Genomic DNA, 13,596 nt, shown 5'->3' on the forward strand with positions numbered 1-13,596 from the left:
TCTTCGCCCGGCATAGGCGAAACCCGGGATCGAAGAACCATGAATGACGCAACGCCTCCCAATCGCTGCCGCATCGTACTGATCGCGCCACCCGGCGTGCCGGCCGCCCGCATCGCGGCCGCGTTCGACGGCGGCGACATCGCCTCGCTGGTCCTGCCCGAGAGCGGCATGGACGAGGCCTCCTTCCAGGCCTTTGCCGAACAGATCGTGCCGGCCGCGCAGGCCGCGGGCGTGGCCGTCATCATCGCCGGCGACACTCGCATCGCGGGCCGGGTCCAGGCCGATGGCATCCATGTCGAGGTCTCCAAGGCCGAACTCGCCGAAACGATCGAGCATTTCCAGGCGAAAATGATGGTCGGAGCCGGCGGCGCCAAGACGCGCGACGATGCGCTGGAACTCGGCGAAGCCAGGCCCGATTACATTTTCTTCGGCCGCTTCGGCTACGACAACAAGCCCGTGCCGCATCCACGCAACCTGTCATTGGGGCAATGGTGGGCGCAGATGATCCAGATCCCTTGCATCGTCGAGGCCGGTTCCGATCTTGCCTCCGTCGAGACGGTGGCCGCCACCGGCGCCGAATTCGTCGCGCTGTCGAGCGCCGTGTTCGCCGACGGCGTGGATCCGAAGGCGGCGATCGCCCGGGCCAATGCGCTGCTCGACGAAACAGCGCCCCGCTTCGAGGATTGACGTGTCCCTGGCAAGGCTTTCCCTTCAGGCCCTGCTTGCTGCGGTGATGATCCAGGCCGCCGCCGCCGAAACTATACCCTTGCCGCAGACCAGGCCGGAAACAGGCGTGCACACCGACAAGCCGATCGAAAACCAGCTGCCGCAGCCCGCCACCACCGCCGACCCCGCGCCGCTGCCATCGGCCGACACCGTCAATCCCGACCGCTTCGGTGCCAAGCCCGCGGACGCTGCCTATGGCGCGTTCCAGCGCGGGCTTTACAAGACCGCCTATAATCTGGCGCTGGTCCGTGCGCAGAACGGCGACCCGGCGGCGCAGACGCTGGTGGCCGAGATCCTGTCGCGTGGGTTGGGTGTGCCGTTGAACACGGCCGAGGCCGCCAAATGGTACGCGCTTGCCGCCGAGCAGGGCGTGCCGGAAGCGCAGTTCCAATATGCGCTGATGCTGCTCGACGGCCGCTACGTCAAGAAGGACGCGAAGGGGGCCTATGCCCTGATGCAGGCCGCTGCCGAAGCCGGCAACCAGCTGGCGCAATTCAATTTCGCGCAGATGCTGGTCCAGCAGGATCCCGGCGATGCGGGCCTGGCCAAGGCGGTTTCCTACTATGAGCGCGCTGCCGCGACCGGCCTTGCTGACGCGCAGTACGCCATGTCGCAGATCTATGCCAACGGCGTCGGCGGTAAGCCGCGCGACGATGCACAGGCACGGCGGCTGCTGGCGCAGGCCGCCCGTCAGAACTACGACACCGCGCAGATCGATCTCGCCGCCTGGATGATCGAGGGCCGCGGCGGCTCGCGCGACCTGAAATCGGCTTTCGGCTGGACGAAGCAGGCCGCCGAAGGCGGCAATGTCGCGGCCCAGAACCGCCTGGCAAAACTCTATATGCAAGGCATCGGCACCGATCCGGACCTCGTGCTCGCCGGCGCCTGGTACATCGTCGCCCGCCGCGCCGGCCTCATCGATCAGGAAATGGACGATTTCCTGCAAGGTCTGAGCGACGACCAGACCAAGCAGGCCCTGCAGAAGGCGAACCGCCTGCCCTGATGGCGGCTGGCGAAATCGGCCGGGCCAGCCCCGTTGCTCAGCCCCAACCTGCCCGGTCCCTTGCCTCTTCGGGTGATTTGTGGTCTTGGGAGCCCGAAATCGCTTTCCAGCGAACATCCCATACCAACGGCTGGCCGTTGGCAGCATCCCGGATCCCATCATCATGGCCAAGATCAATGGCAACGAAATCCGTCCCGGCTACGTCATCGAACACGATGGCGGCCTCTGGGTGGCGGTCAGGACCAACACCGTCAAGCCCGGCAAGGGCGGCGCCTACAACCAGGTCGAACTGAAGAACCTCATCAACGGCACCAAGCTCAACGAGCGCTTCCGCTCGGCGGAGACGGTCGAGCAGATTCGGCTCGACCTGAAGGATTTCTCCTTCCTCTACGAGCAGGAAGACGCGCTGGTGTTCATGGACACGCAGAGCTACGAGCAGCTCGAACTGAACAAGGATTTCGTCGGCGACCGCGCCGCATTCCTGCAGGACGGCATGATGGTGACCGTTCAGCTCTACGAGGAGCGGCCGATCGGCATTTCGCTGCCCGACTACGTGACGCTGACCATCACCGAGGCGGATCCCGTGGTGAAGGGCCAGACGGCGGCGTCCTCTTATAAGCCGGCGGTGCTGGAAAACGGCATTCGCGTGCTGGTGCCGCCCTTCATCGGCGCCGGCGAACGCATCATCGTCGACACCAACGAAATCACTTACGTGCGCCGCGCCGACTGATCCATGTCGCCCAGAAGTGGCCCCGGTTTGGGTCACTGGCATGCATCGAGACAGAGTTTAAAGCGCCGCACCAGGAAGAAGCACTATGGCACGCTCCGCCCTCCTCAACGTCATGGTCCAGGCCGCAATGAAGGCCGGCCGCTCGCTGTCGCGCGACTTCGGCGAGGTCCAGAACCTGCAAGTCTCGATGAAGGGCCCCGGCGACTATGTCAGCCAGGCCGACCGCAAGGCCGAGGACATCGTGTTTGCCGAGCTGTCGAAGGCGCGCCCGGGCTATGGCTTCCTGATGGAAGAGCGCGGCACCGTCGTCGGTGATGACAGCCAGCACCGCTGGATCGTCGATCCGCTAGACGGCACCACCAATTTCCTGCACGGCATTCCGCTTTTCGCCGTCTCGATCGCGCTCGAGCGTCAGGGGCAGATCGTTGCCGGCGTCATCTACAATCCGGCCATGGACGAGCTCTATACGACCGAGCGCGGCGGCGGCGCCTTCCTCAACGACCGCCGCCTGCGCGTCGCCGGCCGCACCAAGCTCGTCGACACCGTCATCGGCTGCGGCGTGCCGCATCTCGGGCGGGGCCAGCACGGCAATTTCCTGATCGAACTGCGCCATGTCATGGCCGAGGTCTCCGGCGTCCGTCGCCTGGGATCGGCCTCGCTCGATCTGGCCTATGTCGCCGCCGGGCGCATGGACGGGTTCTGGGAAGTCGGCCTGTCGGCCTGGGACATCGCCGCCGGCCTGCTCTTGATCCGCGAAGCGGGCGGCTTCGTCTCGGATATGGATGGCGGACAGGACATGCTGGACAACGGCTCGGTGGTCGCCGGCAACGAGATCATCCAGCGCGCGCTCCTGAAGACGGTGAAAAAGCCGCTCCCGCCGCGCTGAACCGCCGCAGTCGCAAAACCGCAACTAAAGCTTGAAATACTGTCCGGCGGTTGCCCAGATTAGGGGTGATGCAGGACGATCGATGATCAACACGCCGCCACAGATCGAGATTCCGTTCATCGGACGCTGGCATTATTCGCGTGCCGAGATGATCGTTGACGGCATCGTCCATGCGGTGGGCATCGTGCTGGCGATCGCGGCGGGTTCGGCGCTGCTGGCGCTCGCCGCCTTCCGGGTCGGGCCAGGCGAATACATCGCCGCGGTCTTCTATGTCGTCTCGCTGCTCACCGTCCTGTCGATCTCGCTGACCTACAATCTGTGGCCGGTGACCTCACCCGCGAAATGGATCTTGCGGCGTTTCGATCATGCCGCGATCTACCTCTTGATCGCGGCCACCTACACACCTTTTCTCGCCCAGTTGGGAAACTCGCCGCTGGCGCGCTGGATGATCGTTCTGGTCTGGGCCGCGGCCGCAACGGGCATTGCCATCAAGGTGTTTTTCCCCGGCCGCTTCGACAGGCTGGCGATCGTCTTCTACCTTGCCATCGGCTGGAGCGGCATCATCCTTGTCAAACCGCTCGTCGAGACGCTGCCGACCACGTCGATCGCGCTCATCGTCGCTGGTGGCGTTGTCTATTCCTGCGGCGTGATTTTCTTCGCCTGGAAGGCGCTGCGCTTCCACAACGCACTCTGGCACGGCTTCGTCGTCACCGGCGCCGGCCTGCATTTGGCGGCCATGGTCGACTGCCTGGTCATCAACCGCCTTTGAAGCGCCGGGTCCAAAGACCACCTGTGGCAATATTGCCAAGCACCATTCAATTTGGTCACAATTCCGTTTAGAGTCGCCAGCAACGTGATCGGCGGCAGCGGCATCGGAAACGGGGCACGGATGGCTTTTCTCAGATCCTTCGGCATGGGCAGGCGCTCCGACGTCCTGGTTTACGATCCGCACAAATTGTCGAGTCCGCAGGTCTTCCTGCTGACCATGGTCATCTTCCTGGCCATCGTCGCCTTCATCGCCGCCATCCTGACCCGCCAGGTCACCACCGCTTTCGTCACCAATCCCGGCCTCAATGGCCTGATCGTCGGCGTGCTCGTCGTCGGCATCCTGCTGGCCTTCACGCAGGTCGGGCGGCTGTTTCGCGAGGTGCGTTGGGTCAACTCCTTCCGCGCCGGCTCGGAGACCACGGAACCGGTGCTGCTGGCGCCGATGAAGGCGATGATCGGCCGCTCTTCGTCCATGGCCTTTTCGACCTCATCGATGCGCACAATGCTGGATTCCATCGCCACGCGCCTCGACGAAAGCCGCGACACCTCGCGCTACCTGGTGGGCCTGCTGGTGTTCCTCGGCCTGCTTGGCACCTTCTGGGGCCTGTTGAATACGATCGGCTCTATCCGCGAGACCATCGAATCGCTCGATCCCGGCACGGGTGATGCGGCGGCGGTGCTCGATTCGCTGAAGCAGGGCCTGTCGGCGCCGCTGGCCGGCATGGGCACCGCCTTTTCGTCCTCGCTGTTTGGTCTCTCCGGCTCGCTCGTGCTCGGCTTCCTCGACCTGCAGGCCGGCCGCGCCCAGACCCGCTTCTACACCGAGCTCGAGAACTGGCTGTCCTCGGTCACCGATCTGTCGTCCGACATCGTCGTTTCCGATCCGGCCAAGGCCGAACCCTCCGACGAAATCCGTCTGTTGTCGGAGCGGCTGCGCAGCATGCAGGAAAATGGCGGCGGCTCGAACCCACGCGTCGCCACCGCCATGGCCAATCTCGCCGACGGCATTTCCGGCCTGGTCAAGAACATGCGTTCCGAGCAGCAGATCATGCGCGATTGGGTCGAGGCCCAATCCGACGAGCAGAAGGCGATGCGCAACACGCTGGAAAAGATCGCCGACGCCCTGAAGAAGCCCGGGGTGCACTAGCATGGCGCTTGCCAGGGGCCGGCGTACCGATCGCCGCATCGACTATTGGCCGGGCTTTGTCGACGCCCTGTCGACGCTGTTGCTCGCCATCATGTTCCTGCTCACCGTTTTCGTGCTGGCGCAGTTCCTGCTCGGCCGCGAAATCTCCGGCAAGGACACGGCCCTGTCGCGCCTCAATTCGCAGATCAATGAACTGACCCAACTTCTGGCGCTGGAGCGCTCGACGGCGCAGGACAAGGAGGATTCGCTGGCCAATCTGCAGGCCTCGCTGTCGGCGGCCCAGGCGGAAAAGAGCCGGCTCGAACAGTTGCTGGCACAAGGTGCAGGTGCCGGCGACGCCGCCAACCAGCGTGCCGCCGAGCTGGGCGGCGAACTGGACAGCCAGCGCCAGATCAGCCAGCAGGCGCTGAGCCAGGTCGAGATCCTCAATCAGCAGATCGCAGCCTTGCGCAAGCAGATCGGCGCGCTCGAGGATGCCCTCAACGTCTCCGAAACGCGCGATCGTGATTCCAACACCAAGATCGCCGATCTCGGCCGTCGCCTGAACGTGGCGCTGGCGCAGCGTGTGCAGGAATTGAACCGCTACCGCTCCGATTTCTTCGGGCGGCTGCGCGAAATCCTCGCCGACCGCGAGAACATCCGCATCGTCGGCGACCGCTTCGTGTTCCAGTCGGAAGTGCTGTTCCCGACCGGCTCCGAAGTGATCAACGATGCCGGCAAGGTCGAAATGAAGAAACTCGCCGACGCCATCATCGAATTGCAGAAAGAGATCCCGCCGGAGATCAACTGGGTGCTGCGCGTCGACGGTCATACCGACAACAAGCCGCTGTCCGGCAATGGCCGCTACCGCGACAATTGGGAACTGTCGACGGCGCGCTCGACCTCGGTGGTCAAGTTCCTGATCGAGAACGGCGTGCCGGCCAACCGGCTGGTCGCCGCCGGTTTCGGCGAATTCCAGCCGCTCGATCCCGCCGACACCGATGAGGCGCGCAACAAGAACCGCCGCATTGAACTGAAGCTCACCGAACGTTGATCCATCATCACGCGAACTCACGCGAAATTGTTCGCCGGCTCAACTCTAGGGCGCAGAGAGCGGCCGGCAAGCTCTGAAAAGATTATTTTTTCTTAATTACACTTCGCGCCGGAGCGCTCTTAGCCTGCTCCAGGGCCGAGAACCGCCGGCGATGCCTCTCCATCGCGACGCGACGGAACCGGACGGCCCACGTCCGGAACGCGGAGCGGTAAGACCGCTCCCTTCCCTGCAAAAAGGAGGCGCCGTCATGCGCTCTTCAGCATCTCTCAAGACTGCAACCCTTGCCGCAATTCTGATCGCGGCCCCACTTGCCGGCGCCTATGCCGCGGGCCATCACAAGGGCGCTCTCGACGCGACCGATCCGACCGACATGACAGGCCCGCGTGTCGAGGCGCTCGTTGAGCAAGTCCAAGGTATCCATCAGGGCATCGTCGACGCCAGGCAAGCCAACAACATCACCCCGGCCGTCGCGGAGCGCCTGGAAATGCGAACGGCCCGCATCGGTCAGGCCGCCGAGAAGATAGCCGCGTCGGATCACGGCAGGATACCGGCCGCGCAATACCATGACCTGCTTCGCCGGCTCGACAATGTCGATCAGCGTCTGATGCTCGACACCGGCAGCGGTTTCCTGATTGGCGATGGCGCCGACGGCGGAACCTATCCGAACGGTTGAGGCCATCCTGCCTGGAAAGGTCCAAGAGGAAGGGACCAACTGGCGCCTTCGGGACTCCAATCCCGCGGGCGTCCTTTCTCCTCACCAGCCCAACTTGCCTACCAACCGAGCCAGATCGCGATCAGGGCGACCACCGCCGGCACGGCCTGGATGTACAGGATCTTGCGGCCGACCGTCGCTGCGCCATAGAGACCCGCAATGGCCACGCACAACAGGAAGAAGACTTTAACCTGGAAACCGGCGGCGCCGAGATAAAGCCCCCATATCAGGCCGGCGGCGAGAAATCCGTTGTAGAGGCCCTGATTGGCGGCGAGCACTTTCGAGGCGCTGGCGAATTCCGGCGTCAGACGGAATGTCTTGTGTCCGCGCGGCGTGTTCCAAAGAACCATCTCGAGATAGACGACGTAGACGTGGATCAAGGCCACCAGCCCGACCAGGATGTTGCCGATCATTCTGCGCCCCCTTCATGCGTCGCCGGCAGCATTTCATGCTCTACCTCGCCTGCGCAAGCTGCATCTGCCGGATGGCATCCGAGGGTTGCCAACGCTTTTGCGTTGGTGTCTTTTTCGCGCCGTCCTCAATCACGGAAGCCGCCATGTCCTTTCACAAACTCGACGACCTCGGCCACAAGCTCGAAGCGCTTGACCATGCGCTGGCCATCCTCGGCGCCGATGAAGCAACGCACATGGCGGTGGGCGGCGGCGAGAAGCGTGCCGAGGCGATGGCGGCACTGGCCGGCATGTATCACACCAGGGCGACCGCACCGGAAATATCGGACTGGATCGCCGCAGCTGAAACCGAGGCATTGGACGACGAGCAGCGCGCCGCCTTGACCGAACTGCGGCGGCAATACACCAACCTGACCTGCCTGCCGGTCGAATTCGTCGAACGCCAGACGACGGCACGCATGCGTTGCGAGCAGCTATGGCGCGACCTGCGCGCCAAGAACGACTGGGGAGGCTTCCAGCCGGCGCTCGAGGGCGTGGTGGCGCTGGTGCGCGAAGAGGCGGCCCTGCGTTCCGACGTGCTCGGTCTTGCCCCCTATGATGCGCTGATGGAGCAATTCGACCCCGGCAACCGCACGGCGGACATCACGCCCGTCTTCGCCGACCTGAAGGCCTTCCTCAAAGGCTTCGTGCCGGAGGCGTTGACGATCCAGGAAGCACGGCTGCGCAAGCATCCGCTGAAGCCGCTTTCGGGAACCTATGCCATCGACCGCCAGCGCGAACTCGGCCTCGCCATGATGGCGGCGGTCGGCTTCGACCTGACGCACGGCTCGCTGTCGGTGTCGCACCATCCGTTCTGCGGCGGCGTGCCGAGCGACGTGCGCATCACCACCCGCTACAAGACGTCGGATTTCCTGTCGGCGCTGATGGGCGTGCTGCACGAGACCGGCCATGCGCTCTATGAACAGAACCTGCCCAAGGCGTGGTCGCACTGGCCGCTCGGCAAGGCCCGCGGCATGGCCGTGCATGAAAGCCAGAGCCTGTTCGTCGAAAAGCAGATCGGCCGCAATCCTGCTTTCTGGCGCTGGGCACTGCCGGTGGTCGAAAAGCATCTCGGCGAAGCCTGGTCGCTCGATGATCTCCTGCCGCACGTGCATCGTGTCGAACGCGGCCTGATCCGCGTGGACGCCGACGAAGTGACCTATCCGCTGCATGTCATCCTGCGCTACGAACTGGAGCAGGAGCTCGTCTCGGGCCGGCTGGAGGTGGCTGATCTGCCCGAAGCCTGGGATGCCAAGATGCGCGACTATCTCGGCCTCTCCACCATCGATAACCCTGCCGACGGACCAATGCAGGACGTGCACTGGCCGGGTGCCGCGTTCGGCTATTTCCCCTCCTATACGCTGGGCGCGATGATGGCAGCGCAGCAATGGGCCGCGCTGGTGCGCGAGCATCCTTCAGCCGACGACGACCTTGCGAAAGGGAATTTCGCTGCCATCAACGACTGGCGCCGCAGGAAGATATGGTCGCAGGGGTCGCGCTGGTCGACGCCGGACCTGCTCGAACGCGCTACCGGCGAAAAACTCAACGCCATTTATTTCGTCAATCACCTGAAGCAGCGCTACGGCGGATGAGACCGACCGTCGTGCCGTCCTGATCTCTGGGCGGCCGGCAGCTTCCGGCAGACCCGGATGCGGCTGGGCCTATCGCACGGCGGCGATCTTGCGGGCTTGCCTCCATTTTTCTATCACTGGTGGTATCCGACGGTACTTGGCAAGACGTGCGGATCATACGGGCGGGGTGCTTTCCGGTGACATCTTCTGCGATCACACGGCTTTTCTTCCTGATTGCCTTCGCGATGTTCTGCGCGCCAGCCATGGCGGACGCCGAAATCCACAAAGGCGCCGCCGGCGGTTGGATCGACCGGATCGAGCTTCCCAAGCCCGACCCGCGCTTCGACAGCCAGATCAAGAGCGGCATCTCCAACCTTGTCTCGGAATATCAGATCCGCCAACGGCCTGATGGTGTCGAGGCGTTCGACCACTATGCCTACAGAATAGTCGACCGCACTGGGCTCGAGCGCGGCGCCGCCATCAATTTCGAATTCGACCCGGCGACGTCGCAAGTCACGATGAACTGGCTGAACATCATCCGAGACGGCGTGGTGATCGAGCGGCTGCCAGGGGCCAGTTTCGACGTGTTCCGGCGCGAGAAGGACGCGGAGAAAGGCCTGTTCGACGGCTGGCTCACCGCTTATGTCAATGTCGACGATGTCCGTGTCGGCGACATCATCGACTACGGCAAGACCACCGTCAGGACACCAATCGTCGGCGCGGATCTGTTTTTCCGCTCGGTCGCCGTGGCCTGGGGCGAGCCCATCGCGCTGATCCGCGAAAAGATCACCTGGCCGGCAAACCAGCCCTTGAACATTCGCCAGGTCCGCACCGACATCCAGCCGGATATCAGGACCGAAGGTGCGTCGAAAACCTACACCTGGCAAAGCATCAATCCCGCTCCGGTCAAGGCCGAAGAGAACCTGCCGGCGGATTTCCTGACCTATCCGACGGTGCAAGTTTCCTCGACCAACAAATGGCAGGACGTCGTCGATGCGATGTTGCCCTACTACCGGCTCGACCAGGAATTGCCGCCCGCCTTCGCCTCCAAGCTCGATGACATCGCCGCCAGATACGCCAAGCCCGAAGACCGGATGATCGAGGCGATGCGGCTGGTCCAGGACACCATCCGTTATGTGAGCTTGTCGATGGGCCGCGGCTCCTACATTCCCCGCAGCCCGAGCACCGTGATCGCCAGTGGCTTCGGCGACTGCAAGGACAAGGCCCTGCTTCTTGCCTCCAGTCTGCGCCGGCTCGGTGTCCAGGCCGATCCGGCCCTGACGGATCTCGATGACGGACTGGCACTTGGCGACATGCTGCCGACAATCCGCGCTTTCGACCATGTCATCGTCAAGGCGTCGATCGGAAGCCAGGCCTACTGGATCGACGCGACCAATTACCTGCAGGGCGGCAGGGCCGAGAATCTTGTTCCGCCCGACTACGGCTTTGCCTTGCCGATTGTCGCCGGGGCCGCGCGGATGGAACGGATCGAACGCAGGGAGCTTTTCCAGCCGACGACCTTCGTCAGCGAGGCGTTCGACTTCCCAAAAAGCAAGGGCGAGCCGCTGAAGCTGACGGTCAGCACGACCTATCGGGACGCCGATGCCGACAGCATGCGCTACAGGCTGGTTTCGCAATCGGCCACCAAGCTCGCCGACGACTATCTCCAGTACTACAACCGCCAGTATCCCGGCATGGCTAGCCTGGCACCGCTGTCGACACGCGACGATCGCGACGGCAACGTCGTCACGACGGTCGAAGCCTACGAACTGCCGGCGGATGCGCTCGACGAGGATGATCTCGCCAAGAATTTTCCGCTGAAGGCGGATGTCGGCATCAGCAATTTGCCGGAACCGGACATGGTTGGCAGGATAGGGCCGGTCTGGCTCGGCACCCCGATGTTCAAGCGCCATCAATGCATTGTCAGGAACCTGAAAGCGGAGTTTGTCGGACCCGAGAAGTCCGACGACGTGATCACGCCCTATGTTGCCTTCAAGGCGCGTTGGTCGAGCGCGCCGACCGAGTTTCAGGTCGACTGGTTTCTGAAGACCATCGGCGATCGGGTCCCGGCCAAGGACATCGGTTCCTATCTGAAGTCCCGCAGGAAAATGGTCGACAACTCGTCCTGGAGTTACAATTTCGCCTATGCCGAGGCCGAGGCGAATTGATGAATGCCGTCCGGAATTGACCTCGGTTTTGGGAGAACGAGACGCACGGACAAAAAGATACAGCGGTTCAACGTTCCCGTGAAACTGTGAACCGCTCTGAGCCTGCTACTCCGCCGCACCCCTGAAGGCGCTGGCGCCGGTCTCGAACTGCAGCTTGGCCAGCCGCGCATAGATGCCACCCTTGGCGACCAGGCTTTGATGCGTGCCTTCCTCGACGATGCGGCCGCCATCCATGACCAGGATCCTGTCGGCCTTCAGCACCGTCGCCAGCCGGTGGGCGATGACGATGGTGGTGCGCCCCTGCATCAGCCGCTCGAGTGCCGTCTGCACCAGCGTCTCGCTTTCGGCGTCGAGGGCGGAGGTCGCCTCGTCGAGCAGCAGGATCGGCGCATCGCGCAGGATGGCGCGGGCGATCGCCACCCGCTGGCGCTGGCCGCCCGACAGCGTCACGCCGCGCTCGCCGACCTGGCTGTCATAGCCTTTCTCTAGCTTGAGGATGAATTCGTCGGCCAGCGCATCCTTCGCCGCCGCCTCGATCTCGGCCTCGCTGGCGCCTGGGCGGCCAAAGCCGATATTGTCACGCGCGCTCGCCGCGAAGATGGTGACATCCTGCGGCACGATGGCGATGCGCTGCCTGACCGCGACGGGGTCAGCCTCGCGCACATCGACGCCGTCGATCAGGATCTTGCCGGTTTCTGGGTCGTAGAAGCGCAGGATCAGCGAAAAGACGGTGCTCTTGCCGGCACCGGAGGGACCGACGATGGCCACCGTCTCGCCGGGCTTGACCGAAAAACTCAAGCCATGGACGGCGGCTCGGTCGGGCCTCGCCGGATAGGAGAAGGAGACGTCCTCGAAGACGATCGCGCCTTGGGCGGCCGCCGGCATCGGCTTCGGATCGGCCGGCGCCTGGATCACCGGCGTCTCCGCTAGGATCTCGGTCAGCCGTTCGGCGGCACCGGCTGCCTGCGCGAGTTCGCCCCAGACTTCCGACAGCGCGCCGAGCGCGCCTGCGGCAAACACCGAATAGAGCAGGAATTGACCCAGCGTGCCTGGCGACAGATTGCCGTCGAGCACGTCGCGCGAGCCGAACCACAGCACCGCCACGACGGACGAGAAGATGGTGAAAATGGCAAAGAAAGTGAGGAAGGAACGCGCGAAGATCGAGGCGCGCGCCGCGTCGAAGGCGGCTTCCACCGCGCCCGAAAAGCGACCGGTGACCAGTTTCTCATTGGTGAAGGCCTGCAGCGTGCGCACCGCGCCGATCTGCTCGCTGGCATAGGCTGTCGCCTCGGCGAGCGTGTCCTGCGCCTGCCTTGACCTGCGTCGCACCGAGCGGCCGAAGGCGACCAGCGGCAGCACGATGATTGGAATGGCCGCAATGACCAGGCCGGACAGTTTCGGACTGGTGACAACCATCATTCCGAGAGCGCCGAGGCCGAGGATGACGTTGCGCAGAGCGACCGAGGCCGTGGCGCCTACCGCCGACTTGACCTGCGTGGTGTCGGCGGCGAGCCGCGACACGATCTCGCCCGACTGGGCAGTATCGAAGAAAGCCGGCGACAGCGTCGTCACATGGGCGAAAACGTCGCGCCTGATATCGGCGACGACGCGCTCGCCGAGCGTGATGACGAAATAGTAGCGGCTGGCCGAGGCGGCCGCCAGCACGGCGGCCATCGCCACCAGCGCTACAAAGTACTCGGCGATGAAGGTGGTGCTGGACGACGAGAAACCGTGGTCGATCATGCGTCGTACGGCCAGCGGCAATGTCAATGTCGTTGCCGCCGCGATGACCAGCGAGATGATGGCGCCGACGACCAGCGTGCGATAGTGCGCGATATAAGGGAACAGGCGCCGGAGCGGCTTGAGCGAGCGGCGGCGCTCGTCTGCGCTGCTGGATTGCGCCATCCTTGTCTTTCCTCTTGGCCGCCTTACGGGTACGCGCCTTTAATATATGCGCTCGCTGCGGCCTTGTGATTCAATTTCGGCTGATGTATAGCCACGCCGACCGTTTTAGAAGCCGTGGCTCCTCAATAGCTGCGGCTTCGAGTTTTAAAAAGGGGCGCATCGACGCAGGCTTATGCCAGTCAGCCGCGCCAGCAAGCCAGGAACCGAGCCATGAAGAGCGCTATTCATCCCGACTACCACACCATCAAGGTCGTCATGACCGACGGCACCGAATACACGACCCGTTCGACCTGGGGCAAGGAAGGCGATACGATGAACCTTGACATCGATCCGACCACCCACCCGGCCTGGACCGGCGGCCAGCAGACCCTGCTCGACCGCGGCGGTCGCCTGTCGAAGTTCAAGAAGCGCTTCGAAGGCTTCGGCCTCTAAGCCACATCGGGCTTTCGCAGAACAAAAACCCCCCTTCGATGAACTGACCCCCGAAAGTTGGACACA

13 protein-coding genes are annotated in these 13,596 nt (G+C 63.8%); 11 read left to right on the forward strand and 2 right to left on the reverse strand.

The features are described from left to right. Window positions 1-39: 39 nt before the first annotated feature. From C7I87_RS28930 to C7I87_RS28965, 8 genes are all read left to right on the forward strand, one after another. Window positions 40-687, forward strand: coding sequence for a thiamine phosphate synthase (locus C7I87_RS28930; RefSeq protein WP_149907435.1), 648 nt, complete (start codon window positions 40-42; stop codon window positions 685-687). Window positions 688-733: 46 nt separating this feature from the next. Further along, complete coding sequence (locus C7I87_RS28935; RefSeq protein ID WP_373424788.1) at window positions 734-1,729, forward strand: tetratricopeptide repeat protein; 996 nt, start codon at window positions 734-736, stop codon at window positions 1,727-1,729. A 163-nt stretch (window positions 1,730-1,892) separates the two neighbouring features. Beyond that, window positions 1,893-2,459 carry an elongation factor P gene (gene efp / locus C7I87_RS28940; RefSeq protein WP_027141779.1) on the forward strand — a complete coding sequence of 189 codons (567 nt, stop codon included), beginning with the start codon at window positions 1,893-1,895 and terminating at the stop codon, window positions 2,457-2,459. A gap of 85 nt (window positions 2,460-2,544) precedes the next feature. After that, window positions 2,545-3,345, forward strand: coding sequence for an inositol monophosphatase family protein (locus C7I87_RS28945; RefSeq protein WP_149907437.1), 801 nt, complete (start codon window positions 2,545-2,547; stop codon window positions 3,343-3,345). Between the two features lie 82 nt (window positions 3,346-3,427). Then, window positions 3,428-4,114 (forward strand): PAQR family membrane homeostasis protein TrhA, encoded by a 687-nt coding sequence (locus C7I87_RS28950; RefSeq protein ID WP_149907438.1) that lies wholly within the window; start codon window positions 3,428-3,430, stop codon window positions 4,112-4,114. A gap of 120 nt (window positions 4,115-4,234) precedes the next feature. Beyond that, the gene (locus C7I87_RS28955) at window positions 4,235-5,260 is read left to right on the forward strand and encodes a MotA/TolQ/ExbB proton channel family protein (RefSeq protein WP_149907439.1); all 1,026 of its coding nucleotides are present in this window, start codon (window positions 4,235-4,237) and stop codon (window positions 5,258-5,260) included. A 1-nt stretch (window position 5,261) separates the two neighbouring features. After that, window positions 5,262-6,293 carry a peptidoglycan -binding protein gene (locus C7I87_RS28960; protein WP_127277953.1) on the forward strand — a complete coding sequence of 344 codons (1,032 nt, stop codon included), beginning with the start codon at window positions 5,262-5,264 and terminating at the stop codon, window positions 6,291-6,293. A 247-nt stretch (window positions 6,294-6,540) separates the two neighbouring features. After that, on the forward strand, window positions 6,541-6,966 hold the full coding sequence (locus tag C7I87_RS28965) for a hypothetical protein (protein WP_149907440.1): 426 nt from the start codon (window positions 6,541-6,543) through the stop codon (window positions 6,964-6,966). 98 nt (window positions 6,967-7,064) lie between these two features. Here the strand turns inward: C7I87_RS28965 and C7I87_RS28970 are convergent, their stop codons facing one another. Continuing rightward, a complete protein-coding gene (locus C7I87_RS28970; protein ID WP_149907441.1) occupies window positions 7,065-7,418 on the reverse strand; it encodes a DUF1304 domain-containing protein in 354 nt (117 codons plus the stop codon). Between the two features lie 143 nt (window positions 7,419-7,561). Between C7I87_RS28970 and C7I87_RS28975 the strand changes: the two genes are divergently transcribed. Further along, entirely contained in the window at window positions 7,562-9,046 is a 1,485-nt protein-coding gene (locus C7I87_RS28975) for a carboxypeptidase M32 (protein WP_149907442.1), read from the forward strand. A gap of 176 nt (window positions 9,047-9,222) precedes the next feature. Further along, a complete protein-coding gene (locus C7I87_RS28980) occupies window positions 9,223-11,193 on the forward strand; it encodes a DUF3857 domain-containing protein (RefSeq protein ID WP_246696442.1) in 1,971 nt (656 codons plus the stop codon). Window positions 11,194-11,298: 105 nt separating this feature from the next. Here C7I87_RS28980 and C7I87_RS28985 read toward each other — a convergent pair whose 3' ends face one another. Beyond that, window positions 11,299-13,098, reverse strand: coding sequence for an ABC transporter transmembrane domain-containing protein (locus C7I87_RS28985; protein WP_149907444.1), 1,800 nt, complete (start codon window positions 13,096-13,098; stop codon window positions 11,299-11,301). Window positions 13,099-13,308: 210 nt separating this feature from the next. Here C7I87_RS28985 and rpmE point away from each other — a divergent pair, with 210 nt between their 5' ends. After that, window positions 13,309-13,530, forward strand: a complete 222-nt coding sequence (rpmE, locus tag C7I87_RS28990) for a 50S ribosomal protein L31 (protein ID WP_010912060.1) — start codon at window positions 13,309-13,311, stop codon at window positions 13,528-13,530. The last annotated feature ends 66 nt before the right edge of the window (window positions 13,531-13,596 follow it).

The sequence above is a fragment of the Mesorhizobium sp. SARCC-RB16n genome, from assembly GCF_008520305.1.
In the GTDB taxonomy this organism is placed as follows: Bacteria; Pseudomonadota; Alphaproteobacteria; order Rhizobiales; family Rhizobiaceae; genus Mesorhizobium.